Raw genomic sequence first — 26,479 nt, forward strand, 5'->3', positions numbered from 1 at the left:
GTTGAGGGCCGAGCATTTGATGAAACTCATGGTGTGCTATTTATGGCGATCGGATTATTTAATTGCTTATAGAGTACTGCGGCAGGCAAATGCGGCCCCGCGTGTCTAGCGTCAGTCTCCTCTGGTGTGTGAAGGAAGAGCCGGTGCGGGTACGACCAGGTCATCTGGCTGAGCGAGGACCCATTCCTTCCCGTCCAGGGAGACTCGCGGGGAATCCCCGTGCTGAGGTCCGGAGGGTGTCACCCTGGCGCTGACGAATTCGCCTTCTTCGGGGAGGGGAAGGCCGAGTCGGTCGGCGATCATGCGGTGGCTGGCGTAGTCCCCCATGATGAGGATGCCCTCTGGCCTCAGCGCCGACCGGCTGCCGCCGTTGCCGCGGACTCGTTTCATGTAGTCCTTCTGCTGGGCCACGGTGCGCACCACGTTGCGGCCGATGCGCCGCTTCTGAACCCGCCGGAAGAGTTCGTTCAAGCGCTGCTGACCTGAACCCGCGGCGAACACGGCGTCGCAATCGGCGGCATCCATGTGGAGGAGCACGTTCTCGGGCAGCGGTTCGTCCCGCCACAGCCAGTGGATCTTGTCTCGGTGCGCAGCCTTGATGGTGAGCTTGAGATCACGGTTGTTGCCCGTGTTAAGCCACTCACCACGTATCCGGACAAGACCGATGCTCCAGCGTGACCTGTAGTCGTCCGCCCAGGCCAGCAAACAGAGGTGGCCTACCGCCTCCGGCGGAATCATCCAGCCGCCGAACTGCTGTGAGTACTTGCAGTCCACGTCGATGCCGGCGATCTGGTAGTCCATGGCCTCACCGTCCGCGAACCTGAACTCGCGCTGCAGGTTGATCTCTACCAAGGTCCCCGCGTGCGTCTTCTCGGTCTTGAAGAGTGTCTTCCAGTCGTACCGCCCGGTCACCTCGCCGTTGAGCAACTGGTCGATGGTGTCACGGAGGACCGTGGCGAATCGCCGGCCCGTAGGATCGAGCGCCTTGACGTGTTCGTAGACTTGGTCCAGTTCAGGATCTGGCAAGGCCGCCATGCTGCGCAGGGCGACCGACGTGGCGGCCTGGATGTCGGCTTCTTCGAAAGGAAGCATGCTCTCCCCGTTGGTGAGTCACTCGTGGTGCATGAAGCGAGGGCGTCTCAGAACGCATCGACGATAACTGCATCTGGACGGGAGGAACGCTTTGTCTGGAAGCGCACCACCCCGCCGCTCCGCGCCGACTGCCGTCTTCGGCGGAATCACGTGATCGCCAAGAAGACTTGGCCAGAGGCAGCCGTGCCGGTTGCGGTGCCGGCCTTAACCGCACGGTCGTGGCGAGTGCCAACGACGTCAGCAGCAGTGCATCGCGATACGGCCCGAGAGCAGGAGGCTGTCTCTGGCCAAGGCCGAGTCTGGCTGGTTGATCAGTTGCTGTGCGTTCAGGTGGTTCTCCAGGCCTGAGAAGCAGCTAATGGACAACTTTCCTGCCTGGTGGCTACCTTCCATTGCGAGCGGAGCCCGGTCGCCACGGCTGGTGACGGCGGGTGGTCGTCGGACGGGACGGCCTGGGTCCTGCGGCGTGTCTCGTGCTTCCTGAGCGATGTCGGCGTGGCACACGGCGTCAGATGCCGGAGCGCCTGTTGCTCTCCGCCTGCTGTGCTGCCAGTTGGCGCAGGACCGCGCGGTCCGTCTGCGGAGCGGATCCCAACAAGTCCATGAACCAGGGTGCGATCCACGATGAGTCCCGGTGGAGCCACTCGCCCGGTGAGAGGGCGGTACCAGCGACCCAGTCCCCGGAGGGCGGTCCGCTGCTTCTTGAAGCCGCAGCGATGCTGACGGCCGGTTCCGCTTCTCCTGCAGCCCGCCGCCCGAGCTGGGCTGTCACACCGATCAGCCACCATTGGAAAAGCCGCCAGGACGGCGACGCCGTCTCCGCAGCGCTACGCACGGTCGAAGAGGCGAGCCCCACTGCTTTGAACGCAGCATGCGCCAGTCCCTCCGGCGGATCCAGGTGAGGCGCTGTCTCCTGCGTGACCACCAGCCGGGCGTCTGGCACCTTCACCTCAAACGCCTCTGACACCCGCTCGATCTCCGCGTACGTGTCTGCGGCGAGCTCGGCGTCCAGGAACTCCCTGATCCCGCCGAAGAAGTGCGGCGGCGTCTCGATCCTTAAATCTGCCTGGGCCCTCCGCTTCAGCTCGTCGACAAGGCTTGGCCACGGACGGGAGCTGCCCGAGCCGGAGCCCTGCTCATACCAGTCCTCCTTGGTGTCGTTCGACACGAACAGTACGCGGCGGCCGCTGGGCGGCAGTTGGCGGACATGCTCGATCAGCTCCGCCCAGAGAAGGAAGTCCCCAGCGGACTTCAGCGGCGTGTCCTTGTCGGAGTCGGAGAATCCGGGCGGGATCTTGTTCGGGAACCGGAAGCCGGTCGCCTCCTCCAGACGCTTGCGCAGAACATCGTCGTCCGGCTGCTCGCCGACGCCTTCCCCGTAGAGCTTCGCGATGCGTGGAAGGATGGGATCTTCCGCATCGGCCGAGTTCAACGCCAAGCCGTGGTCGGCTTTGAGCATGTCCAGGTGGCGCTTGAACTCGTGCCGGTACACGTCGAGGTGTGCATCGACGTCGGAATTCGCGACGAGTGAGTCGAGCCTGGCTATCTCCTCCTGAGCTCGGGCGTACTTGTCGAGCTGGGCGCACACGACGTTCTTGGCCTCGACTATCGCTTTACGGGCCGCCATGAGTTTCTTGTTGACCTCTGATGCGGCATCGGCTAGGGCTCTCTTGCGGGACTCCAGTGTGCTGCGGCGGCCTCGGACGAACTCAAGGCCGACCTGGTAAGGCATCCATAGCCGTCCTGCGGTCTGCTCCAGCGCAGACAGGACCTCTTGCCTGGAGGTCTCGGTGTACTCGTACAGGCTCAGTAGGACGTTCGTGTCCAGCACGATGACGCCGTCTTTGAAGAAGACGCTGCGTTCTCCGTCCTCAGCAGACGGCCCGGGCTGGAGCCAGGCTGCGAACCGTCGCAACAGTACCGGGTCGCCCATATCTCTCTCCAGCTCGGCTGTGCCTCTCCCGTAGCCGATCATCTTGGCACGAGCAGCCGACAGCCGGTAGGCGGAGTTACGGCTGCGACGGCAGCGCTACCTATCAGCACTCCGTTGCCCCTTCCGGCCCCAGAACAGCAAGGGGCGAACCCTCTACACGCTGTCGAAGTCGGCGAGCATGGCTGACACTCGCGTCGGGGCTTTGTCTAGAAGGAAGTCATCGACGAATACCACATCGGGAACACCTCGGTTGTCGGCTGCGGCGGCGTCACGCACGGTGCTGATGTGAGGGGAGGACAGCGTGGCGTCAGCCGCCTCAAATGGGCCCTTGGCGGCGACCCAGACCCGCTCCTCGAAGAGGACGGCGGGGCCCGTGCCCCCCAGGTCGTCTACAAAGTGCGCATCGTCGGGCGGGAAGTCGGACGCCCAGTTCCGCAGGAGTCCCGCGGCTCGGCGACCACGCTGGCTGCCGGTGGCGCTCGTGCCTTGGAGGACGGCCAGGAGTTCGCTCGCCAGTTGCCAGTCCAGAAGGCTGTGATACGCCATGTTCGTGTAGTCGCGCAGGCACTGGTAGCACGAGCCGCGGCAGTCACGGCCGTGTGCACCGTCCGCGAAGTCGGCCAGCATCGTGCTGGCGGTCGCCATGAGCTGTTCGAAGACTTCCCGGTCGGCCAGGTGTGTGCAGTAGCCAGCGCCGTTGTCCAATGTATCGGAGAGGAAGGCGAAGGTACGCGCCTTGCTGCTCCCGGAGCCCGCTCCGTGGATACCGGATGCGATCTCGTTGGGCTGTACCTGCAGGAGCGAGCCCGCGGCTGTGCGCAGCAGGGCGGCCAGCGAGTACCAGGCCGCCCGCCTGCCCGAGCGGTCATCGGGGAAGCCGGTGCTCTGCGGCACGGAGGTGAGGTTCAGGCGCAGACCGAGCGCCGGGATCTCACCTGCCTGGGGTCCGAGCAGGAATAGGTCGGTGTGCTGGGTGGCGCCGATAGCGGTGGTGAGGGGTTCCTCGTCGACGGCGATGTCCTTCGCCAGCCAGGGGAACAGCTCAGCCGCCCCGGTCTCCAGGTACGCGCCGGACCAGCGTGCAGCCGGGCTTACTTTCGCGAAGCGGAACAGTCGGCCGCCGTTGTCGTTGACCGCGTATCGCTGCCCCTTGCCGGCGTGGACCACCATGCCGGGCGCTGCGATCTTCTGCGGTGCGCCATGCTCAAGGTCTGCGGCGGTGCGAGGGGCGAGTGACCGAGCCCTCCATGCGAAGTTGCCGTCAAAGTCGCGGGCCTTGCCGCCGGAGTAGAAGCCGGCCGGTTCGCGCAGTTCGATCTCGCGGTAGGAGCCGTCGGCCGTCCCGCAGGCGCGGCAGGGCCGCGGAGGGGCATCCTCCTGCTCCGGCAGCACCTCCACGTCCTTTGCGAGGTGGCCACAGGCGCGGCAGATTCCGATGAGGATGGGCTGCCCCAGTGGCTCAACCGCGGCTCGAGGGATTCGTCCGGTCGGCTCGAACGCGACGGCGCCGACCGCCGTGTGGACCTGGCCGTCCTTTACCGTCTCGGCGCCGGGAGCAAACTGCGAGATCGCGATGTCTAGCGACCGGTCAACCACTCCGCTCGGCGGCCAGGGGTAGGAGTCGGAGGGGCGCTTCGTGTACAGGTAACGGGCTGAGGTGGGGAATCCGAACATCGGCAGTAGGCCAGACTCCGCCAGCCGCTGGCTGAGTTCATGGTGGCCGTGGGTCTCGTCGGCGATCTGCGTGACGCGGGTGACGAGCTCCTGGGCCACCCATGCCGCTGCCTGCGCCGACGACCAAGTTCTGCGCGTGCGGTCGGCGAGAGCCTCGGCGAGGCTGCGGACTTCGGCGTCGTGCGATTTGATCCACACGCTGATCGCTTCACTGACGGCGGGCCAGTCCGCGGTGCGGCCGAACTGGCCGTGGACGTTGCGGGTCGGGTCTAGCCCTGCGTCGTCCCCATCCGCGCCCTGCACAGCGTCGAATGCCCTGCGCAGCACCTCGGCCGCGAGGACCCGCTGGTAGATGTCCTTCATGCCGGTGGACAGGTACGGCGGCGGGGTCGGGTCATTGGTGATGCGCTTGGGGTCTTGGAAGTAGTGCTCGTCGTGGCTGCGGCCGCGGCACACGGTGAGCGCGAGCGCGACCGGCGAGGTTCGCCGTCCTGCCCGTCCGACGCGCTGCTGGTAGTTGAACCGGGTCGGCGGCATGTTCGCCATCAGGACAGCGGACAACGGGCCGATGTCGACTCCGGCTTCCATCGTGGTGGTGACGGAGAGGACATCGAGGGTGTCGGGAAGCTCGTGCTCCTTGCCATCGAGGAAGATCCCCTGGAAGCGGGCCTGGCGGGCCTGCGCGTCCAGGCGGTCGGTCTGGCCGGTGAGTTCGGCGGAGTTGAGGCGGAAATCGCCAGACCTCCTGTGCGCCATCCAAGCGTAGTAGTCGGCGTCTGTGCCTTCGAACGGCTCGGACACGGCGGGCAGGGGCCGTCGGCACTTCGTGCATATTCCGACGCCGGGGTGGAGGTGCCGTCTGCGGCAGACGGAGCAGGTCCAGGACACTGCTCGGCCGTGGCGCAAGGCAACGTGCTCGGGCTGGATGACGTACTTCTTTACTGCCTCTCCCCAGATCTGCTCGACGGTCTGCCGGAGGTCGTCTGGGTCCTGCCCCAGGTGGTCGGCCGTGCTGGCCCAGAAGTCCCGTAGCTTCTTCGGCGGTTCGTCAGCCGGGCTGCGCAGTCCTGCGAAACGGCGCATGTGGCCGAGGACCCGCAGGCTGGCCCGGGCCAGTGCGGCATCGGATGCTCGCTCGGCTTCGAGCGGCGCCTGGTCGGAGGCAAGGGTGAGCCAGCCCAGGCCCAGGGACTCGAAGTCGCGTCCGGCGCTGCCGAACAACCCGTTAAGCAGCTCGTTGCTCAGGGCTTCGCGGATGTCCTGGCGCAGGTTTTCTTGCCGTTCGCTGAGGACCAGGCTGGATTCGTCGCGCACTTTGCCGCCGGGAGGCTCGGGCCACTTGTACAGAGAGGTCCAGGACTGCGGCTGGGAGCCTCTCTGGTAGCTGGTCTGTTGCAAGGACGCCTTCGGGCCACCGGGGTTGATGCCGAGCTGGGCCAGACGTTCGGCGACGGCGGCGCCGTGGCTGTCGAGGCTGGGCACGCGGCTAAGGCGGCTATAGAGCGCGGCCTCTTCTGCCGGGTCGGGGAGGTCGTCGTCAAGGTCGTCGTCGAGGTCTCCTCCGCGGGGCTTCTGAAGCTTCTCCCAGGTGTCGAAGGATTCCCGGTCTCGGGCGCGCAGTCGGGCGCGTGCGGCCTTGCCCGTCTCCTTGTCCACGGGGTTGTCGGGGGACTTGCGGTAGAAGCCCGATACGGCTGCGAGGTCGTCGACCGGATCGCCCTGGCCCTCGACTTCCTTGGCGAGCAGCAGGCGCAGGAGGTCCTGGTAGTGGCGCAGCCCCAGGCCTGCGGACAGCTTCGCTGAGTCTTGACGGCTGTCGGAGAAGACCACGGCCTGCCGGTTCGGCAGGAGGGAGAGGATCCCGGTGGTCAGTACCTGGTTGACCTTCTCGAAACCGGTGCGCATGGACCTGACAGGTGTGCGCATGCGGCGCGGGTCGCTCAGGCTGAGGTGTTCACTGCCGACCTGCTTGAGCTCCCAGTCGTCGCCGCAGTTGGGGCACTGGGTTGGTGCCGCTGGGAGGTCCTCAGCCTTGAGCCGGGGCCGCCCCTTCTTAGGTTGCGGCACGCTGGTGTGGAAGGACCAGCCGGTGTGATCGCGCTGGTTGCGGAGGGTGCCGGTGCCCGGGTCGTAGTGGCTGCGCTTGAACTCGAAGTTGGCGCTCAGCACGCCCTTGTCCGAGGTAGCACCCCACTCTTGCTTCTCCGACGGGTCCTCCTTACGCGGCCAGTAGACGACGTAGTTGGCCGCGCTCGGCCCCAGGGCAGCGGCGTCGGGTAGCGAGTCGAGGTCGGGCAGGTCCGCGAGCAGGCCGGCTTCGAAGGGGCGCCCCTTCGCCGCGTTACGGAAGGCCGAGGCCGGTGCGTAGCCGCCGAGAAATGCATCTCCGCAGTTCTGGCAGTAGAGGAGTTCCAGGACTCGTGCGTCGCAGCTGCAGCGCGACGTAGGACGCGAGTACAGCTTGCCGACGGTCCTCTGCGTGCCTTCCGGGTGCGGGGCGTCGGGGCACTGCGGGTCTGAGCAGGCCCAGACGCCGGGAATGTTGCGGAAGAAGAGGTGTCCGCGCAGCTTGGGGGCCCGTGGGTTGGCTGAGCGGCGCAACGCGGTGAGGACTCCGCGCAGCGCTTTCTCTTGCGTGGCCGTGTCGGTAGTAGGGAAGAGGCGGGCGGCGACGGCGGAATCGAAATCGGCTATGAGCCGGTCGCTGTCGCGCAGTGCGTTGACCAATGCTTCACCGGCGCCGGTGTCGGTCAGAAGCTGGTCCGCTTGGGCGGCCTCGGGATCCGGGTCCAGGGCGGCGTAGGCGTCGGCGTGCTGGGAGATGTCGGTGCGGGTGTGCGGGGGCAGCACAAGTTGGCCGCCGAGGACCTCGAACCGGTTGCGGTCGACGCCGAAGAACTCCTGCAGGAAGTCCAGATCGCGCGGGGCTTCGAGGGAAGCGGACGCGGCCAGGACGCGGAACTTGTCCGGCCTGTGGTCCAGGCCGAGGCGGTGACGCAGGTTGCGCAGGAGGTAGGCGATCTCTGTGCCTGCGGTGCCACGGTACATGTGGAGCTCGTCGACGACCAAGGTGAAGCGGGCCTCGGGCACATCCTCCAGCCAGCGGCGTGTCTTGTCGAAGATCTGCGACTCACGTGAGCGCATCAGCATGACGTTGAGCATGCTGTAGTTCGTGATCATGATGTCGGGTGGAGCCTGGATCATGTCCCAGCGGCAGCGCATCTCGGCGCCGTCCAGGCGGGGGATGAAGTAGCGGCCGTCGCCGGGAGCTTTCTGCGCCTGGCTGGAGCGCTCCTCTGTGGCGGTGAACTCCTTGCGCAGTGTTTTGACGCCAGCTGGCGAGCCGATCTTGCCGGGGACAGGGGTTGCCCCGGTGTAGCGGCCGAAGTAGAAGCGGTGGCCGGGCCGCGACCGGGCGAGCCACGCCCTGGCGTCGTCGCTGTCCAACGCCCTGCGCAGGCGCATCATCTGGTCGTCGACGAGCGCGTTCATGGGGTAGAGGACCAGAGCGCGTACCGCTGCATGCCGACCGGACTCGCTTGCCCGCTGCGGCTGGTAGTCGCCGTAGGGAGAGGTCCACCAGCGGTTCGTCGGCAGGGAGGCGGCCGGCCAGGCGGCGGACTCGCTGACGAGGTCGGCCAGGATGGGCAGCATGAACGACTCCGTCTTGCCGGACCCCGTGCCGGCCGTTACGACGACGTCGCGCCCGTCCCGCACAGCGGCGGCCAGAGCCCGGTGCTGGTGCTCGTAGAGCGAGGGGACGCCCTTCATCAGTCCGAGCTGTACCAGTTCCGCAAGGTCAGGGTGGGCTCCTGCTGCCTTCACGGAGGCCGCGATGCCCGCATCCATCTGGACGTAGCTCGGGCGGACCTCCAACAAGGGGCGCTGCCAGGCTCCGCCGTTCACGTCAAACAAGTCCTGGCGCTCGCGTTGGAGGTGCTCGTCAGCGAGCCCGAACGGCGTGTTGTAGTAGCGGAAGAGCGCGTCCTTCAAGTGCTCGAACGTACCGAGAATGTCCACGTCCCGGCCAGCATCCCCAGGCTGTTGCGAAGCGGTGTCACTCATCGTTGTTCTCCCCTAGATGCTGGCCGAGCGATTGTGCGATCTTGATGGCTATGGCGTAGGGCACGTTGTCGTAGGCGAGGTTCTCGGCTTGGGCGTTAATGCGGGGCGCGAGGCCGCAGCACATCACGGCGACGCGCCGGTGCAGGTCTGGCAGGGGGTAGCCCCAGTCGACGAAGAGGGTCCCGAACCGCTCACGCCCGCAGTCCTTCTCGGGCAGCCAGCGCAGTACATCCGCTGCCCGGCTCCGGGTCTCCAGTGCCAGGTAGACACCCTGCTCGTGGCTCGTCTCGTACCACTGGCCGTCGCGCAGGATCTGGCATACGCGTTTGCTATCGCGCCGCTTGAGCCGGTACAGGCCATCGTCCCGGGGCCGCGGGACGGGCCGGTATTCGCCGCGCTCGAGGTTGTACTGTTCCAGCGGTTTGCCGAACTCCGGTGCAGAGGTCGGCGCTTCAGGGCTCAAAGGCGGCAGCAGCGCAGCTCCTTGTAGCGCGAAGCAGGGTGTGTAGGAGACGCCGAGCTCGGCCGCCCAGCTTGCGAGCCCTGCTTCGTCGTCGTACTGGACGATTAGGGACGGGGGCAAAGGGATGTCCCTGGGCGGGCGGGCGCTGGGCACCCGGAACAGCTCCAGCAAGCCGTCCTGTCCCGCCTGCGCTACGCGCGCCTCGAACGCGGCCGTCCGGCTCCCGGTGAGTACCGCCAGTCCCCGCGCCTGCGGCAATCGGGTCAGGACTGGAGGGGCCGCGCACCAGCGCCGGTTGGGCCAATCTATGTCCATGTAGGCCAGGGAGACAGCATCGCGCAGCCAGCGGCCCGGGGCTCCCGGTTCGATGTCTTGGCAGTGCTTGGCTGCCAGCCACCACATCCCCTGCTTGGCGTCGGACAGGGTGCCGGCGCCCTGCTCGCTCAGCCAGCGCAGCAGCAGGTCTCCTGCATCGGCCATCAGGCTCCCCGTCTTCCGCTGATCGTTTCCGCTGCCGCTACGTAGTCGAACCAGACAGGGTCCTGCAGGCGCTGGGCGGCGCTGAGGACGGCGTACGCCCAGGCGTAGTCGTCAGGCGCCGGAGCGGGCGAGGGTATGTCTTCTGCTGTTGCCAGCGCCCTGACCGACCAGCGGGCCGCTGTCCGGTAGACCAGCCAGACATAGCCAGCAGGTACCTCAACTTCAAGGCAGGGGCCGAGCGCATGTGCGGGCAAACGGGAGGCCATCCAGTCGGGGACTGACTGCTGCTTGGCCGGGCGCACTCCGCCGTGGGCATCGAGCAACACGGCTTCCAGGACGCTTGAGCGCAGCAGCTCAGTCCGCGGGGGGCTGATACTGCGCGGCGCCTCTGCACCGCGGATTCGGGTCTCAGAGCCTGCTGCATCGCTCAGCTCGGGCCGGGCGGTGCCGTCGCAGAGGTATCCGAGCGTTCCGGTGCCGGGCGGCAGTCCCTCGTGCAGCCCGTCGTGCAGCGTAAAGACCTGGCTGCTGTGTGCCGTACCCACACGGTGATCCCCTTCTTCGAGGGGGATCATGCAGAGCGGAAAAGGCACTCGTGGGTCGGCGCGCAGCTTCTCGGTGCGGCCGTCGAGGACGACCTCTACCCGGCCGTCAGGAGAGTCGTTGGCCGGCAACAGGAGGTCGGGAGCACCGCCGCGGAGGAAATGGCCTGCTACTCCGGCACCCACCCGGTACTCGGGTGCGATGCGCAGACCACCGGACAGCGCAGCGCGGTGCCGGATTTGGGGCTCAAGGACGTGCGCGTGGTCTCCGCCTCGGTTGAGAGTGCGGGCGAAGGCCATCCCGTTGACAGCACGCACGCCCTTGAACAGCTTCCAACCAGGCACCGGCGCCGGCGCTTCCCGGACGGTGCGGCTGCCGAGGGCATCGACCATGGAGCGCACTGCGCGGAGGGCCGAGTCAGCGGCCAGGATCCAGTGCTGCTCGCCGGGCTCGAAGTACTCAGTGCTCACCCACTCGCCCAGGTGCGGGTGCAGCCGCAGCAGTACCACCTCTTGGGGAGCCCACTCAAGGACCAGGTCGTCGCCCTCAAGGTGCAGGCCGTGTTCCAGTTGCTGCCAGGAGGGATGCAGCGACTCCAATCCCTCGTAGACATCCCCGTACGCCTTATACAGCGTGAACGTACGGCCGCCCGGCACAGCGACGCTTGTCTCGTCGATGCCGTTGCAGGCATCTGCGAGCCATTCGAGCCGCCTGCCTCGGTCCGCGACTACGAGCCTCAGGCCGATGGCGCGGCGTCGGTGCTCGCGCTCCGGCTCGTGGAGGGTGCCGTCCCAGTCATCGGCGAGCCGCTTGACCAGGCTGGCGATCAGGGTTTCGCCCGTATCCGGGGCACTGGAAAGTTCCTCCATGAGCCGAGGCGACAGGCGCCGGTCCCGTCCTGCTGTCCATACCCGCAGGCGCCGTAGCAGCTCGCGGCCAGAGACCTCGTCGGGGTTGTGCGGCCGCAAGCGGGTGGCCGCAAAGAACCGGGTGAGGACCTGCCGGTCCGAACCCCGCACCAGCGCCTGCGAGATGGGGAAGCCGATCTTCCAGTAGAACTCGTCAGTGCTGACCGTGCTGGTGCCGTAAAGGCCGCCTGTCTGCTCAAGCCAGGTGTCGAGTTCCTCCCACATCACTGCGACGTCCTGGAAGGCGTGCTCGAGCTTGTTAGCCCGGGAGCTGGAGAGCTGCTCGCCGAAGAGCTGGATCCACCGCCCGTAGAAATTGGTCTTCAGCATGCCGTCAGAGGACGCCATACGGGTAGCAGCCAGAACGGACAGAGCCAGCACCGGCAGGCTGGGCGGCGGGACCGCGCTCCCTTGCTGCTCCCATACCTCGCACTCGCGCTGAATGCGGCTGAACAGCGGTCGGTCCGGATCGCTCCAGTTGAGTTCACCGGCGACAGCCTCAGCGAGGCCCATGCCTACACGGTCGGCCAGTTCCCGTTCGACTTCGGCGTCGACGTACAGGACGGTGCTTCGAAGCGCATTGTCCGCACCGAAGAACTCCGAAGAGAGCACCTCGTGCCACTGTTTGTACTCAGACTTCATCTAACTTTTCCAGCTCCCCCCACCCACGCCGCGTGCCCATCTACGGCTCCGGGCGCACGCGCCCCCATGCCCCCGGCATGCCGGCCACGGCGGATGACCTTGCCAACCGCCCAGCCCAACCAACGCTACTCACGGGGCTCCTGACGCGATAGGCAAGTCGTCTCAGTCCGAACAGGTACCTCAACGCGAAGGAACCGGGACTGGAGGCAGAATATCCATGCTCTCTACACGAAATGACCACCTGTGCCGCAATCGTGATCTTGCCTCGCAGGAAAGAAGATTTCGACGTCACGACCCGAATCCTGAACCTCTGGCAACGGATTAGAGGCAGATGGTGACCTGGGGGAGGGCTGGGCAGATGTTCGCAGACTGCGCTGGGCTGAGTAGATGCCGATCCGGGCGATCGCGAGGCATCTGGGCATCTCGGAGAGCGGCAAGCGGTCCTTGGCCAGCGGTCGGCCGCCGACCGGCATCTCCACCGCACCCTGAGGACCTGACCCACTGAGCGGTGGCACGCCGGCCGGGTCGGGGTGCTTCACCCCACAGCCCGTCGATCCGCCCGCCTGGCAACGTCGCTGTATCACCGTTGCGGACTCTACGACGGTGAACCCAGCCGATCACGTGGACAAAACCCGTGAAGGTGGCAGTTGTCCCTGACGTCGTCATGCGGAGGTTGGGACTCCCATGGCGCGCTGCGTACGGCTCCAGCCCGCACCAGCAGGCCGAGGTGCGCTGCGGCGGCCAAGCCATCGTCGGCCCCTTCAGTCAGTGTCGTCGCGTACTGCGGGTGCAGCGTTGTATCGCCAGGTGATGAACTCCTCCGAGGCTGCGAGCGTCTCGTACGCCGAGACCGTTCCCGTGATGAGGTTTTGACCAGGCTGGGTGGCAAAGGGAGGCCAGGGACGGTTGACCGTGGCGTCGGCGGTGTTCTGTGTGCCGCTGTCAGCGGGAGGGCTAGGGTCCCTGATCACGGTCGGCATCATCGGGTGCAAATGCTGGTGCTGTATTGTCAATTATGAAGTAAGTATAGGATTTAGAGTTATATACGCGGATTTTTCGGTTGAGTCCGCCCGGTTGGCCAATGTGCGGGCCCGGTACCGCAGGGCTCGGTTCGCCGGATCGCATGTGGTGTTGGGGGGCGGGTCGGGTGGGTCGGTGGCGGTGGACTTCCAGGTGGAGGGTCCGTGTGATGTCGTCCAGGCGACGCTCACCGTCACGGCGCTCGTGTCCAAGCTCGGGCCCTCGCCGGGGTACGCGCCCAGGACCGTACGGCTGCAGGGCACCGTGCTCGCCGAGGATCTGACCGTGCCCGGCGGTGGGGACCTGGCGCATGACAACGTTTTTGCCGTGCCTGGGGATCTGCTCGTGCCCGGCACCAGCACGCTGAAGGTACAGTCCTCGGCCAAGGCCTCCAGCAGGCTCTGGCTGTACCGGATCACCCTCGACCCCGTCTAGGAACGCGGGCGCTCGGAGCGGGCCCGGCTGGCGGAGGCTGCCCGGGACTCGGTGTTTGCCTACCGTACGGAACTGCGGCCGGCCCACGCCTCCTCCGATCCCTGGCAGCCGGCGCCGAGACTGCTCTTCCACGACGGGGACGAGCAGTTCCTGCCCGCGCAGCTCTCCTGGCGGGGCGAGGACGGAGCCGAGGCCCCTATCAGCTTCGCGGCCGGGATGTTCGGCTTCTTTGGCTGCTACCGCGCGCAGGACGGTACGGCGTACGAGTACCGAGGAGACCTCACCGACCGGTGGCCTTTCTCCGAGGAGACCGAGAACCTCTCGGCAGCCACCCTGCACCGCTTTCATACGGAGGAAGGGTGGGGCGGTGGCTGGCACGGCTCGACCGACCTGCGGCTGCTGGTCGACGACGGTGGAGCGCGCCCGTCGAGCGGGTGAGCTGGCGCGACCAGCACGGCAACTCCGGCACGGCCGTACTGCACACCGCCTTCACGGACGTCGAGGTGACGGATGTCGACGCGAGCGACGAGTTCGATGACGTCGGCGAGGTGGCGGACAACCTCCTCGATGAGAAGTGCAGCAAATGGCTGGCCCGGGACGACACCGCCCGGCTCGACTTCACCCTCGCCCGCCCCATCGCCGTCGCCTCGTACTGACGTCGGCGAACGACGCGCCCGACCGCGACCCCCGCGACTGGACGCTTCACGGTTCCCACGACGGCCGTACATGGACGCCGTTGGACACTCGTACCGGCGAGACGTTCACCGCGCGCTGGGAGACACGGGAGTTCGCCCTCCACGGCCACGCACGGACGTACCGGCACTACCGTCTCGACATCACCCGTAACTCCGGCTCGGCCGAGACGCAGCTCGCCCGCGTCCGCTTCGCCGGGGCACCCGCCGGGCAGGCATTAACCGGCTACTACCAGCGCCACGACGAAGGTGCCATCGGCTATCGGGGCACACCTGTTGTCACCGCCGCCCCCGCACTCACCGCCGTTCCTGGCCTGGCTTCGGAGCTGGAGGCCGCCGTATCCAGTCTGACCGAGACCTCCCGGACGCTGGCTGCCCTTGCCGCGCAACTCCGCAAACACTGATCCCGTGAGCGGTGGGCAGGGTCGGCAGATCGAGGTGCCCATCGCTCAGCTCCACGCCATGAATCCGGGCCAGGATTCCGGGCACGCCCCAGACGGACGGGAGCGGGGGACGCGCCGGATGCTTCAGGCGTCGGTGCCGCCGTGGCACTCGGCGTAGACCGAGCCCACCCCGCACCAGCAGTCCGACGTCCGCTGCGGCGGCCACACCACCGCCCGCCCCCGCGCTGCGAGGGTTGTGGCGTACTGGGGGAGGAGGGTCGGGTCGCCGGGGGAGGTGCCCTCGGAGGCGGCGAAGGCCTCGTAGGAGGGGACGGTGGCGGTGACGATGCCGAGGTTGGGGGTGCCGGAGGTGGAGAGTTCGCGGAGGGAGGACTCTATGGTCGAGAGGTGCTCGGGGTGGGAGGGGTACTCCGTGGCCAGGTCCGGGTAGGCGGAGAGGAGTTCCGAGAGCTCGTTCGCCGGCCAGTGCAGGACGGCCACCGGGAAGGGACGGGAGAGGGCCTCGCGGTAGGCGCCGAGTTCTGCTCGGAGGCGGGAGATCTCGGCTTCCAGCTCGGCCGGGTTGTCGGAGCCCAGGGACCAGACGCGCTTGGGGTCGTGGAGTTCGTCCAGGGAGACCGGGGAGGAGTGGAGGGTGTCGGCGCGGGCGTCCCAGTCGTCGTGGGGGAGGCCGAGCATGCGGCGGACCCTGTGGCGGCCGAACAGTACCGGGTGCGTGGCGTAGGGGGGTTCCGTCGCGTCCGTGAGGAGGTGGGTCGCCGCCTCCGTGAACGTGTCGTGCGCCGCTTCGAGCTCGTCGTGGGATTCGAGGGACTCGGCCACGATGACCCAGGGGGCCGGGTCGCGGGGGGCCGTGGCGCGGATGCCGTCGATGATCGCGCGTGCCTCTGCCTCGTGGTCGTACTCCCAGAGGTTCGAGGCCTTGAGGGCGCGGACCAGGGGCGCGTTCTCGAGGGTGTCCGGGGTGGCGAGGAGGCGGTCGTAGAGGGCGGTCGCGGCGGGGCGGGCGTCGGCCAGTTCGAGGTGGGCCGCGGCTTGCAGCAGCAGTGCTTCCGCGTCCTCGGGGTAGAGGCCGGCGGTCCGCTCCAGGCGTGCCGCTTCGGCGGTGTGGTCGACGTTCTCGGCAGGCGTGTCGGGGCGCATGAACGACACCGTACTGCCCGGCGGTGACAAAGAAGAGATAGGGATAGGGGGCAGTCGGTAGCGAGGGGAGTCGTTCGGTGCGGTTCGAGTTCGGTGGGTGTGTCGTGGAGTGGCGGGGGCCTTCTCCGTACTACTTCGTGCCGGTGCCCGAGGAGGAGGCCGAGGAGATTCGGGCCGTGGCCGCCATGGCGTCGTACGGGTGGGGGGTCATTCCCGTCGAGGCGGTGGTGGGCGGGGTGGTCTTCGAGACGTCGCTGTTTCCGAAGGGCGGCGGGTATCTGCTGCCGTTGAAGAGCGCGGTGCGGAAGGCGCGGGGGTTGGGGGAGGGGGATGAGGTGCGGGTGGAGATGAGGGTGCGGTTGTGAGGGGACTCCCGGGGGTCTCCCAGGGGTCTCCCGGGGGGCGTCCCCCGGGAGACCCTCTGGCGTCGTCAGATCGTCACGCCGTCGATCTGGAGGGTCTGGACGGCCTTCGCCGCGACCGACACCGCCACAGTCTTTCCGGAGAGGTAGGTGTCGGAGTACGACTTGTACGCGTCGCCGCCCGTCGTCACCGTGTTCCAGCGGGGGACCAAGCCGCTCGTGCCGCCGGTCACCGTGGTGAAGCCGGAGAGGTTGAAGGTGAAGGTCTGGGCGGAGGTGGCGGTGTTCAGTGCCACGATCACCAGGCGCTTGGCCGAGCTGTCGTAGGCCGCCACCGCGTTGCTCACGCCCGTGTCGAGGATCTTCATCCCGGGGCGGATGTGACGGCTGAACTGGGCCATCACGTAGTACTTGGTGGTGACCGCGCCCGCCGCCAGGGTGTCCGCGTCGTACGCGATCATCGCCCAGTTCGTGGACGGGTCCATGACCTGCCAGTAGACCCAGGCGGTGGGGTGCAGCCAGCGGAAGTCGTAGAGGAGGTTGAAGGCCATGGTGTAGCCGGTGCCGTCGTTGTCGCCGGTCTCGGAGTTCCAGAGGGCCTTGCCGGCCGTGGTGACGACGTCGGTGTAGAGGAGGTCGCGGCGGCCGCCGGAGCCCTGGTAGCCGTGGACGTTCACGCGGTCGACGTAGCCCTTGGTGGTGGAGGAGAAGGCGCTCCAGGTGGTGCGGGCCAGGTCGTAGCTGGTTTCGTCGGAGGCTGAGATCTTGGTGCTGGTCAGGCCCCGGCTGTTCAACTCGCTGCGGAGGTAGGGGAGTACGGCCGACTGGACGGTCGAGTCCATGTGGCAGCCCTCTTGGGTGCCGGTCGCCGTCCACCAGGAGGAGGACGGTTCGTTGAAGGCCTCGACCGTCGCGAAGTTCACGCCCCAGTTGTTCTTGGCGTACAGCGCCACCGACGCCAGGTGCGAGGCGTGCTGGCGGTAGTTCCAGGACTGGAGGTTGTTGCCGCCGTCGGAGGCGCCGGACGGGTTGTGGTTCAGGCACATCCACCACATGGGGGAGTTGGCGAAGAGTTCGGCGGTGGCGCCCCGGTTGACGGCCTTGACGAGCATCGCGCGCTGGGTGGCGTCCGCCGTCCAGTCCCAGGCCGAGGAGGTGGGGTCCTCGTTGTTCCAGTCCTGCCAGTAGCCCTCGATCTGCTTGAACGCGGGGATGTTCGCGGAGGCGACCATCGATTCGCCGCTCACGCTGTTCCAGCTGCACGCGCCCAGGTTGTAGCGGGCGATGTTCAGGCCCAGGCCGGGGAGCGATGTGCTGTTGTACGTCGTCGACTTGGTGGTGAAGAAGATGTCGGCGAAGTCGTCGCGGGTACCGAAGACGTTGCCCCACCAGGCCAGTGAGGTGCCCCAGCCCTCCCAGGTGCCGTACGACGTGGACGGGCTGACCGCGATGGTCGCGTCGGCGCGGGCCGTGCCCGTGGCCAGGGCGCTGCCCAGGAGGCCGCCGCTCGCGGCGGCCAGGAGTGTTCTGCGTCGGATCATGGCTGCTTCTCAACCTCTCCGTTGCGGCTCAAGCACCGGTTCCCGGACCGGCGTTGACTCGTCCCCCCGCATGCCAACAGGAAGCATCAGGTGTGGCGTGTGGGGTTGTCGAGAGTTGTGACACTGCTTTCTAAAACCCGTGGAGGAAGTGATCGTGGGGAGGGGGCGTGAGAGGAAGCCCTATGGCTCTGGTGACTTGGTGACGGTCGTCTTATCGTGCGGGCCCAACCGGGGGTCGGACCGGGGGCGGCGGGAGGTGCGCGGTGCGGTGGGTCGTGGGGCACGGTGACCGGCGGTGGCGGGCGCGGCGGCGACGGGCGGTGTGGACCGGGGGCGAACTCCTCGTCACCGTGGGCGTGGTGCTGATGCTGCTCGTGGTGCACCAGCTGTGGTGGACCAACCGGGAGGCGAAGCAGGGGGCCGAGCGGAAGGTGGAGGCGCTGGAGCGGGAGTGGGGGGACTCCGGGGGGTCGGCAGGGGGCGGGGGGTCGAGCGGTGCGGTGAAAGGGGGCTCCGGTTCGTCCGGGTCGGCTTCGGGGTCGGGCGGGTCCGGTGGTGGGCGGCGGCAGACGTCGTACACGACCCGGGTGGTGGACTCCCGGGCGTACGCGATCCTCGTCATTCCCCGGCTCGGTCTGCGGGTGCCGATCGCGGAGGGGGTCAGCAAGCCGAAGGTGCTCAACCACGGGTACGTCGGTCACTATCCCGGGACCCAACAGCCGGGCCAGGCCGGGAACTTCGCGCTCGCGGGGCATCGGAACACGCACGGTGAGCCGTTCCGGTACCTGCCGCGGCTGAGGCGGAAGGACACGATCGAGGTCGAGACGAAGTCGGCGACCTACACCTACGCCGTGGACCAGATCCTGCCGCAGACGTCGGCCCGTGACTCGGGGGTCGTCAGGGCCGTACCGCGGTCGATCGTGAAGCCGTCGTACGGGTACAAGCAGCCCGGGTACTACATCACCCTGACCACCTGCACGCCCGAATTCACGTCCCGGTACCGGATGGTGGTGTGGGGGAAGCTGGTGTCGATGCGGCCGCGCGCGTAGGGCGTCGGGGCCCGCGGTTCGGCGGGCCGGGCGCCCGACAGGCGACGGACGACCGCATCGCCTACCTTGTATGAGTCAGTGAGCCCGTGGTCCACGATCTCGGAGCACTCACGTCCGCAGTCGCGGAACGTCCGCAGTCGCGGACACACCGGTGGGGCCGGGTACGTCATGGCCGCCCCACTGTCTGGCCCCTCGGCCGCAGGACCACATGGGCGCATCTCGCGGACTCTCGTAGATTCCAGCGGATTCCTGGAGTCGAGCGTGCCGGGGACGTGATGTGTCTTACGGCGGTCGCCGAGTCGCAAGTGAGTTCAAGTACCGGAGGGAGCAGGACCATGTCCCGTCTGTCTCTGAAAGCCACGCTGTGCATGTTCGTGGCGTTGCTGACGGCAGCGCTGTGGACCCAACCGGCAAGCGCGTACACCTGGGCCCGCAGGGTCACCGTGTACAACGCCGCCGGTCTGTGCGTCCAAGGAAACGCCGGAATCGACCACAAGAAACCCGGCGTACTGTCCGGCAACCTCGCCTACAGCGAGACCTTCGCGTTGAAGCAGGGATGCGGTACCGGTCTGACCGAGCCCGACGGCTGGGCCGCCACGCGAGCGATCGTTCAGCGATGGAACGGGTCCATGTGGGTGGACTGCCGTACCAGCGCCTGGAAGTTCGGTGGCACCGGCGTGAACCAATGGGGCCTGTACGGGCCGGAGGTTGTCTTTGACTGGGGCGGGTGGGCCTCGTGCTCGCCGGGCTTCTACAGGACGGTGGCCGCGGCGTTCGTCTGGGACGGCTCCGCATGGCGAGGCAACGGTGTCGCGTCGGGGTTCGAAGAGGTCACGCCGAACGGAGTCGCCCCCATGCGGAAGCCCGCTGCCGTTCCCGCTCCGCACGTCCAGCCGCCCTCTGCCCGGCCGGCGGCACGGGCTGCCCGGTGACCGGCAGAACAGAACCTGGTCCGAGCTGAGTTCGAGCTCGCTCCGAGGGAGTGTCCGACGCGTCGGGCACTCCCTCGCTGATGACGGGAGGCCCTTCGGCGCCGGATGCGCTAACGCGTCCGCTCCCGCAGGGCCGCCACCCCCGCCGCGCCCAGCACCGCGACGGCCGCCGACACGACCATCGCCACGTCCGCGCCGTGGGCCAGGCCGCCGCCGGAGGACGTGGCGAGGGCGATGGTGAGGGCCACGCCGGCGCAGGAGCCGATGTAGCGGAAGGTCTGCTGGGCGCCGGAGCCCATGGCCGCGCGGGCGGGCGGGACCGACTCCACGGCGAGGAGGGGGAGCGCGGCGTTGAGGAGGCCGCTGCCCGCGCCGCTCAGTACCAGGCCGGGCAGGAGCCGGGGCCAGGAGCCCGCGTTGAGGGCGCCCAGCATGGCGAGGGCGCCGCCCGCGTGCAGCAGGAAGCCGACGGTCAGTTGCCACCGGGACGGGACGCGGCCCGCGAGGCGCTTGGCCTGGAGCGCCACCGTGAAGGAGAGGCCGGACCAGAGCAGGAAGAGCCATGCCGTGTCCATCGCGGACATGCCGAGCGTCTGCTGGAGCAGGGCCGGCAGGAAGCTGAACAGGCCTATCACCGCGAGGCCCGTGACCAGGCCGCCGAGGGAGGAGGCCAGGAAGCGGGGGCTGCGGAGGAGGGAGAGGTCGATCATCGGGGTCGGGGAGTGGCGGCGCTCGATCAGGGTGAAGAGCGCGAGGAGTACGACCGTCGTCGCGAACAGCAGGCCCACCTGCGGCCGTAGCCAGCCGTCCCGGCCCAGGGTCAGGGCCGCCACGAGGGCGACCAGGGCCAGGCCGAAGGTCACGGCTCCGGCGATGTCCGGGCGGCCGCCGCGCGGTGAGCGGGACTCCGTCAGGGTGCGGAAGGAGAGGCCCGCCACGATCAGCGCGGCCGCGCCCAGTACCGCGTAGGCCACCCGCCAGGTGGGCATCGCACCGGCGACCAGCGGGCCGAGCGCGATGCCGCCGCTCACGAACGCGCCCCACACGCCGGTCGCGTGCAGCCGGCCGCGCGGGCTCGGGAAGGCGGCGACCAGGAGGCCCAGGCTGCTCGCCAGGATCGCCGCGCTCGCCGCGCCCTGGGCGACCCGGGCGAGGGTGAACGCCCAGGTGGAGGTGGTCAGGCCGCCGAGGGCGGTGGTCAGGCCGAGGGCGAGGGTGCCGGCGACGAAGATCCGGCGGCGGCCGTAGTCGTCGGCCAGGCTGCCCGCCACCAGGAGGAGGGCGGCGAGGCCGAGCGGGGTGCCGTTCAGCAGCCAGGCCTGTGCGGAGAGGGGGGTGTGCAGGGCGGCGGCCGTGTCCGGGAGCGTGACCATCGGGGCCGTGTAGGTCATCAGGGCGACGGCGGTCGCGGCGCTGGTCAGTGCCAGGGTGGGGCGGCCGTCCCGGGCCGGGGGCGCCTCGGGGTCGGGTGTCGACGGGCTCGCACGCTTCATGGTTCTTTCACTGAACCTAGTCATAGGGGTACCGTAGCACCGTCGGTTCGTTCATTGAACCCATGGCAGGGAAACTGACTAAGGTGGTCCCCATGGCTCTGGGCAAGGACTACGTGACGCAGGAGTGCTCGCTGGCGAGCGCACTGGAGGTCGTCGGCGAGCGCTGGACGCTGCTCGTCATCCGTGACGCGCTCTACGGCGTCCGGCGCTACAACGACTTCCTCGTCCACCTCGGCATCCCGCGCGCCGTCCTGTCGGCCCGGCTGAAGACCCTCACCGACGTGGGGATCCTGGAGAAGCGCCGCTACCAGGAGTCGCCGCCCCGGGACGAGTACGTCGTCACCGAGCGCGGCATCGCCCTCTGGCCCACCCTGCGCGCCCTCTCCGTCTGGGGGCGCGAGCACCTCATGGACCGCCGGCTGCGCTACTTCCGGCACGCGGAGTGCGGGACCGAACTCGGCTCGTACGGCGAATGCCCCGCCTGCGGAACCGTGGTTCCCGTCGCGGACGTTCTCGTCACGCCGGGACCGGGACTCGATCCGGATCCGGCCGACCCGGTCAGCCGGGCGCTCCTGAAGCCCAAGCGCCTCCTGGAGCCGCTGGAGACCGGTCAGGCGTGACGCCCCGGCGGTGAAGGCGGTGAAGGCGCTGAAGGCGGTGACGGGCGTCTGTCGTGCCCGTGGGGTCCTGGTGGCTACGGTCCAGTACGTGAACAGGCTCTTGCCCGCTGCACCCTCTCATTGGAGGATCGACCAGTCCTCCGATGGCTGCACCCATCGGCCGGGCGCCCGCTATCAAGGGAGATGGTGACGACCATGAAGCTGCTGCGAGTCGGTACGGCGGGGTCGGAGCGGCCCGCGCTGCTCGACGCCGAGGGTGTGCTGCGGGACCTGTCGGGGATCGTCGACGACATCGACGGGGCGCTGCTCGCCGACGACGCGGCGCTCGGGCGGGTCCGGGCCGCCGCCGACGCGGGGGAGCTGCCCGTGCTCGACGCGGCCGGGCTGCGGATCGGGCCGCCGGTGGCGCGGATCGGCAAGATCGTGTGCATCGGGCTCAACTACCACGACCACGCGCGCGAGACGGGCGCCGAGCCGCCGGCCGAGCCGGTCATCTTCTTCAAGGCCGCGGACACGGTCGTCGGGCCGAACGACACCGTGCTGGTGCCGCGCCGGTCCGTGAAGACCGACTGGGAGGTAGAGCTCGCCGTCGTCATCGGGCGGACCGCCCGTTACGTGGCCGACGACGAGGATCCGCTGGCCTATGTCGCCGGGTACGCCGTCGCGCACGACGTGTCCGAGCGGGAGTTCCAGATCGAGCGCGGCGGGACCTGGGACAAGGGGAAGAACTGCGAGACGTTCAACCCGCTGGGGCCGTGGCTGGTGACCGCGGACGAGGTCGGGGATCCGCAGGGGCTGTCGCTGAAGCTCTGGGTGAACGGGGAGCTGAAGCAGGACGGGACGACGGCCGAGCAGATCTTCTCGGTGGCCGAAGTCGTCCGGTACGTCAGCCAGTTCATGGTGCTGTACCCCGGGGACGTCATCAACACGGGGACTCCGGCGGGGGTGGCGCTGGGGGCGCCCGAGCCGAAGCCGTTCCTGCGGGGCGGGGACGTGGTGGAGCTGGAGATCGGCGGGCTCGGTCGTCAGCGGCAGGAGCTCAAGGACGCCTGACAGCGACCGTCACGAGCAGCCCTGTCTCCGGTGCCGTGCGAAGCGGTGCGGGACACGAGGAGACCGCATCGCGCCGCGCGCGGAGGTGCGCGGCCGACGGAGCCGGACCGCTACCCGAACGGCGTAACCTCCCCCTTTTGAGGCCCTGGCCGACCCGCCCCGCTTCTACCGTGAGTGTCGCGCTGTCAGGACAGTGACGGGGGAGTACTCGGCGATGCTCAACACCGCGGACCCGGAGTCGGTCGGGGGTTATCGGCTGGAGGCCAGACTCGGGGCCGGCGGGATGGGCGTCGTCTATGCCGCCCGGTCCGAGTCCGGGCGCCGGGTCGCGCTGAAGGTCGTCCACCAGCAATACGCGGAGGATCCGGAATTCAGGGTGCGGTTCCGCCACGAGGTCGCCGCCGCCCGCCGGGTCAGCGGCGCCTTCACGGCCGCTGTCGTGGACGCCGACCCCGATGCGGACCGCCCCTGGATGGCGACCTCCTACGTGGCCGGCCCCACCCTTGAACAGCGGGTCGCACAGGGTCCGATGTCCGGCCGGGAACTGCGGGAGCTGGCAATCGGGCTGGCCGAGGCGCTGCGTGACATCCATCGGGTGGGTGTCGTGCACCGGGACCTCAAGCCGTCCAACGTCATCCTGTCCGACGAAGGCCCACGCGTCATCGACTTCGGCATCTCCCGTGGCGCCGACTGCCGGACCCTCACGGCCACGGGCCGGGTGCTGGGCACTCCACCGTTCATGTCGCCCGAGCAACTGGTCTCCCCTCGGGAGGCGGGCCCCGCGACGGACGTCTTCGCTCTCGCGTCGGTGCTGGTGTACGCCGCGTCGGGCGTGAGCCCCTTCGAAGCGGACACCCCCTACATGACGATCTACAACGTCGTGCATGAACAGCCGAGGCTGGGCGACCTGCATACGGCGCTGCGGAAGGTCGCGGAGCCGTGCCTCGCGAAGGAGGCCAAGCACCGGCCGTCGGTGGACAGGCTGCTGGACCGCCTGCGGGCGGTGCCGGCGGAGGGCTACGGCGGCCCGGGTCCGGCGCCGGCCGCCGACGGCGGCAGCGGGTCTGCCCGGGGGCGCCTGGCATGGATCGCGGCTGGTGCCCTCCTCGTCACGGGCGCGGTCGTGGCGGGCCTGGTGCTGGCCTTCGGGCCACCGCACGAGCGGATCGACGCCGCCGGCCGGAACGGCGCACGGGCACTGCTGAACTCCTCGCTCCCCGCGGGCTGGAAGCCGTGGCGGGTCACGCTGCCCTCGTCGGGGACCGGGTTCGAGCGGGACTTCCTGGAGCCTCCCCGCCGTGCCGGGGACCGCACCTGCCTGGCGTCCGCCAAGGACATCTACTGCGGGGGCAACGGGATCGCCCTGACCCGTATCGATGCCGCCACGGGCAAACGGCTGTGGAAGCACCCGAAGTCCGACACGACGGCAGCCCTGATCGGGGTGGGCCGCGACGGCACGGTCCTCGCCGTGGTTCCCAAGCCCCGCACGAACGACTCCCGTCTGGAGGGCTACGACCCGCGTGACGGGAAGCGAAGCTGGTTCGTCGACATCGGCAACGCCCACCAGGCGGACGTCTTCCGGGACGGCTCCGCCGACTTCGTACTCACCCAGAGCTGGGACGGAGAGACGTTTGTCGCGGTGAACGCGCGCACCGGCGAAGACCGGGTGGTCGGCCGGGCCGACAAGCGCCTGACATGCGGCCCGGCGGTGCTGGACCATCGCCCCTACGCGTTGTGCAACCCCAGGTCGGACGGCGCGTACTCCTACCGGACCGTCGTGTACGCCATCGGCTCCGAGGCCGGACGATTCCGGAAGATCGCGGACATCCCCCACGAGGTGACCCCGGTGGGAACCCACAGGGGCACGCTGGTGTTCGTGGAGTACAAGGACGATTCCAACGTCCCGGTCGCCGTTCACCACGTCAACCCCGGCCATGGCGCGCCGGAGCGGGTTCCGTTGAACGACCTCACGCCCGACCACGCCCCCTTGGCCCTGATCGAGGGCACCCTCTATTTCGCCCGCCTCAACGGCGAGCTGTCCGCGGTGTCGTGCCTGACGGGCGAGCCGATGTGGACGCAACGGACACTCGCGGCCGTGTCCGCCCCCATCGCGCCCCCGGGGAAGCCCGGACCGCTGTACTTCGGCTCCCGAGGAGGCCTCCTCCTCTCCCTGGACCCCGGCGACGGCAAACGGCGCTGGCGGACCCGGCAGCCCGTCGAGACCACCGGGCCCTACCCGGACCTGGCACTGATCGGCAACGCCCTCTACACACGGTACGGCTACGACCAGTTGTCCATGACGGACGTCAACCACCCCGTGTGAGGAGCCGCCCTACACCTTCAGGAAGGTCTCCAGGGCCTCCACCACGAAGCGGTGGTCCTGGAGCTGGGGGAGGCCGGAGACCGTCACCGAGCCGATGACGCCGACGTTCTCGACGTTGATCGGGAACGAGCCGCCGTGGGCCGCGTACGCGTCGGGGTCGAGGCGGGCGGACTCCTCGAAGGTCGTGCCCTTGGCGCGGAACCGGGCGCCGACCAGGTAGGACGCGGCGCCGTAGCGCTCGACGACCCGGCGTTTGCGGGTGATCCAGGCGTCGTTGTCGGGGGTCGAGCCGGGCAGGGCCGCGTGGAAGAGCTGCTGGCCGGCGCGGTGGATGTCGATGGCCACGGGGGCCTGGCGCTCCCGGGCCATCTCCACCAGCAGGGAGCCCAGCGCCCACGCGTCGTCGTTCGTGAACTGGCGGAAGACCAGGCGGTGTTCCTGCTTCTCCAACTCCTCCACCGACGGGGTGAGTTCGGGAGCGGTCCTCGGGGTGATCTGCGGGTGGTGCATCAGAGGGTCACCGTCACCTTGTCCCGCGCCGAGCGGCGCGCTGCTTCCAGTACGTCCAGGGCGGCGGCCGCCTCCAGGGCGGTCACCGGGTTGGGGCCCTCGCCCCGCAGGGCCGCGGCCACCCCCGCGTAGTACGCGGGGTAGTCGCCGGGGACAGTGGGGACGATACGGCCGCCGCCGGTGACCGGGGACTCTCCCGCGCCGATACGGCCGTACAGCGACTCCGGCTCCACGCCCCAGCCGTCCGAGGTGCCCGGGCGTTCGCCCTCGCGGAGCGCCGCCTCCTGCGGGTCCAGGCCGTACTTGACGTAGCCGGCCTTCGAGCCCAGGACCCGGAAGCGGGGGCCGAGCTGGGCCGCCGTCGCCGAGACGTGGAGGTGGGAGCGGACGCCGCCGGCGTGGGTGAGGGCGATGAACGTGTCGTCGTCGGTCTCGGCGCCGGCCCGGCGGACGACCGACTCGGCGTACACCTCGGTGGCCGGGCCGAAGAGGACCAGGGCCTGGTCGACGACGTGGCTGCCGAGGTCGTAGAGGAGACCTCCGATCTCTTCCGGGTCGCCGGACTCGCGCCAGCCGCCCTTGGGCCGCGGGCGCCAGCGCTCGAAGCGGGACTCGAAGCGCCAGGCGTCGCCCAGTTCGCCGTCCGCGAGCAGCTTCCGCAGGGTCAGGAAGTCGTTGTCCCAGCGGCGGTTCTGGAAGACCGAGAGCAGCAGGCCGCGCTCGTCGGCGAGGGCGGCCAGATCGCGGGCCTCGGCGGCGGTGCCGGCGATCGGCTTGTCGATCACGACCGGGAGGCCCGCCTTGAGGGCGGTCGTCGCCAGCGGCACGTGCGTCTTGTTCGGGGACGCGATGACGAGGAGGTCGAGCTCGGCGGACCGGTCGAACAGCTCGTCGGGCGTGCCGACGGTCCGGACCTCCGGGAACTCGGCCTTCGCCTGCGCCTGCCGCTCGGGGTTCGAGGTGACCACCGTGTCCAGGGCCAGGCCCTCGGTGGCGGCGATCAGGGGGGAGTGGAAGACGGATCCGGCGAGTCCGTAGCCGATGAGGCCGACGCGGAGGGGAGGGGCAGCTGTCATGCGGGTCATGGGTCCCACTTTCGCAA

General features: G+C 68.8%; 20 protein-coding genes. 10 read left to right on the plus strand and 10 right to left on the minus strand.

Translation table 11 applies throughout. The features are described 5' to 3' along the window. Positions 1–111: 111 nt before the first annotated feature. The 5 genes from ACIPSJ_RS00885 to ACIPSJ_RS00905 all read right to left on the minus strand — a co-directional run bounded on the left by ACIPSJ_RS00885 (position 112) and on the right by ACIPSJ_RS00905 (position 11,800). On the minus strand, positions 112–1,092 hold the full coding sequence (locus tag ACIPSJ_RS00885) for a NaeI family type II restriction endonuclease (protein ID WP_401342432.1): 981 nt from the start codon (positions 1,090–1,092) through the stop codon (positions 112–114). 508 nt (positions 1,093–1,600) lie between these two features. Continuing rightward, positions 1,601–3,025: a PIN-like domain-containing protein gene (locus ACIPSJ_RS00890; protein ID WP_401342434.1), complete on the minus strand. Its 1,425-nt coding sequence runs from the start codon at positions 3,023–3,025 to the stop codon at positions 1,601–1,603. A 153-nt stretch (positions 3,026–3,178) separates the two neighbouring features. Then, on the minus strand, positions 3,179–8,764 hold the full coding sequence (locus ACIPSJ_RS00895) for a DEAD/DEAH box helicase (protein WP_401342435.1): 5,586 nt from the start codon (positions 8,762–8,764) through the stop codon (positions 3,179–3,181). Next, positions 8,757–9,707, minus strand: coding sequence for a hypothetical protein (locus tag ACIPSJ_RS00900; RefSeq protein ID WP_401342437.1), 951 nt, complete (start codon positions 9,705–9,707; stop codon positions 8,757–8,759). The genes ACIPSJ_RS00895 and ACIPSJ_RS00900 overlap by 8 nt, the downstream gene beginning before the upstream one ends. Continuing rightward, positions 9,707–11,800, minus strand: a complete 2,094-nt coding sequence (locus tag ACIPSJ_RS00905; protein ID WP_401342439.1) for a hypothetical protein — start codon at positions 11,798–11,800, stop codon at positions 9,707–9,709. Before ACIPSJ_RS00905 ends, ACIPSJ_RS00900 begins: the two co-directional genes overlap by 1 nt. A 1,155-nt stretch (positions 11,801–12,955) precedes the next feature. Between ACIPSJ_RS00905 and ACIPSJ_RS00910 the strand changes: the two genes are divergently transcribed. From ACIPSJ_RS00910 to ACIPSJ_RS00925, 4 genes are all read left to right on the plus strand, one after another. After that, a complete protein-coding gene (locus tag ACIPSJ_RS00910) occupies positions 12,956–13,255 on the plus strand; it encodes a hypothetical protein (protein ID WP_401342441.1) in 300 nt (99 codons plus the stop codon). A 51-nt stretch (positions 13,256–13,306) separates the two neighbouring features. Continuing rightward, entirely contained in the window at positions 13,307–13,693 is a 387-nt protein-coding gene (locus ACIPSJ_RS00915; RefSeq protein ID WP_401342443.1) for a hypothetical protein, read from the plus strand. After that, positions 13,690–13,911, plus strand: a complete 222-nt coding sequence (locus ACIPSJ_RS00920) for a hypothetical protein (protein ID WP_401342445.1) — start codon at positions 13,690–13,692, stop codon at positions 13,909–13,911. The genes ACIPSJ_RS00915 and ACIPSJ_RS00920 overlap by 4 nt, the downstream gene beginning before the upstream one ends. Before the next feature lie 80 nt (positions 13,912–13,991). Further along, the gene (locus tag ACIPSJ_RS00925) at positions 13,992–14,351 is read left to right on the plus strand and encodes a hypothetical protein (RefSeq protein ID WP_401342447.1); all 360 of its coding nucleotides are present in this window, start codon (positions 13,992–13,994) and stop codon (positions 14,349–14,351) included. A gap of 123 nt (positions 14,352–14,474) precedes the next feature. Here the strand turns inward: ACIPSJ_RS00925 and ACIPSJ_RS00930 are convergent, their stop codons facing one another. Further along, entirely contained in the window at positions 14,475–15,494 is a 1,020-nt protein-coding gene (locus tag ACIPSJ_RS00930) for a hypothetical protein (protein WP_401342449.1), read from the minus strand. Positions 15,495–15,571: 77 nt separating this feature from the next. Here ACIPSJ_RS00930 and ACIPSJ_RS00935 point away from each other — a divergent pair, with 77 nt between their 5' ends. Beyond that, positions 15,572–15,859 (plus strand): DUF1905 domain-containing protein, encoded by a 288-nt coding sequence (locus tag ACIPSJ_RS00935; protein WP_401342451.1) that lies wholly within the window; start codon positions 15,572–15,574, stop codon positions 15,857–15,859. Between the two features lie 65 nt (positions 15,860–15,924). Here ACIPSJ_RS00935 and ACIPSJ_RS00940 read toward each other — a convergent pair whose 3' ends face one another. Next, a complete protein-coding gene (locus ACIPSJ_RS00940; RefSeq protein ID WP_401342453.1) occupies positions 15,925–17,397 on the minus strand; it encodes a beta-1,6-galactanase in 1,473 nt (490 codons plus the stop codon). Positions 17,398–17,660: 263 nt separating this feature from the next. On the opposite strand from ACIPSJ_RS00940, the gene ACIPSJ_RS00945 reads away from it, so the two are divergent. Both ACIPSJ_RS00945 and ACIPSJ_RS00950 read left to right on the plus strand, forming a co-directional pair. After that, the gene (locus tag ACIPSJ_RS00945; RefSeq protein ID WP_401342455.1) at positions 17,661–18,446 is read left to right on the plus strand and encodes a class E sortase; all 786 of its coding nucleotides are present in this window, start codon (positions 17,661–17,663) and stop codon (positions 18,444–18,446) included. A 335-nt stretch (positions 18,447–18,781) separates the two neighbouring features. After that, positions 18,782–19,378: a hypothetical protein gene (locus ACIPSJ_RS00950; protein WP_401342457.1), complete on the plus strand. Its 597-nt coding sequence runs from the start codon at positions 18,782–18,784 to the stop codon at positions 19,376–19,378. Between the two features lie 110 nt (positions 19,379–19,488). On the opposite strand, the gene ACIPSJ_RS00955 is transcribed toward ACIPSJ_RS00950, so the two are convergent. Next, entirely contained in the window at positions 19,489–20,895 is a 1,407-nt protein-coding gene (locus tag ACIPSJ_RS00955; protein ID WP_401342459.1) for an MFS transporter, read from the minus strand. A gap of 68 nt (positions 20,896–20,963) precedes the next feature. On the opposite strand from ACIPSJ_RS00955, the gene ACIPSJ_RS00960 reads away from it, so the two are divergent. From ACIPSJ_RS00960 to ACIPSJ_RS00970, 3 genes are all read left to right on the plus strand, one after another. Continuing rightward, on the plus strand, positions 20,964–21,491 hold the full coding sequence (locus ACIPSJ_RS00960; protein WP_401342461.1) for a winged helix-turn-helix transcriptional regulator: 528 nt from the start codon (positions 20,964–20,966) through the stop codon (positions 21,489–21,491). A 195-nt stretch (positions 21,492–21,686) separates the two neighbouring features. Continuing rightward, positions 21,687–22,544 (plus strand): fumarylacetoacetate hydrolase family protein, encoded by an 858-nt coding sequence (locus ACIPSJ_RS00965; RefSeq protein ID WP_359215722.1) that lies wholly within the window; start codon positions 21,687–21,689, stop codon positions 22,542–22,544. Positions 22,545–22,758: 214 nt separating this feature from the next. Then, positions 22,759–24,867 (plus strand): protein kinase, encoded by a 2,109-nt coding sequence (locus tag ACIPSJ_RS00970; protein WP_401342464.1) that lies wholly within the window; start codon positions 22,759–22,761, stop codon positions 24,865–24,867. 9 nt (positions 24,868–24,876) lie between these two features. On the opposite strand, the gene ACIPSJ_RS00975 is transcribed toward ACIPSJ_RS00970, so the two are convergent. Together ACIPSJ_RS00975 and ACIPSJ_RS00980 are read right to left on the minus strand one after the other, a co-directional pair. Then, a complete protein-coding gene (locus ACIPSJ_RS00975) occupies positions 24,877–25,377 on the minus strand; it encodes a heme-degrading domain-containing protein (protein WP_401342466.1) in 501 nt (166 codons plus the stop codon). Next, positions 25,377–26,462: a Gfo/Idh/MocA family oxidoreductase gene (locus ACIPSJ_RS00980; protein WP_401342468.1), complete on the minus strand. Its 1,086-nt coding sequence runs from the start codon at positions 26,460–26,462 to the stop codon at positions 25,377–25,379. Before ACIPSJ_RS00980 ends, ACIPSJ_RS00975 begins: the two co-directional genes overlap by 1 nt. Positions 26,463–26,479: the final 17 nt, after the last annotated feature.

Source organism: Streptomyces sp. NPDC090088 (assembly GCF_044747345.1).
GTDB lineage: Bacteria > Actinomycetota > Actinomycetes > Streptomycetales > Streptomycetaceae > Streptomyces.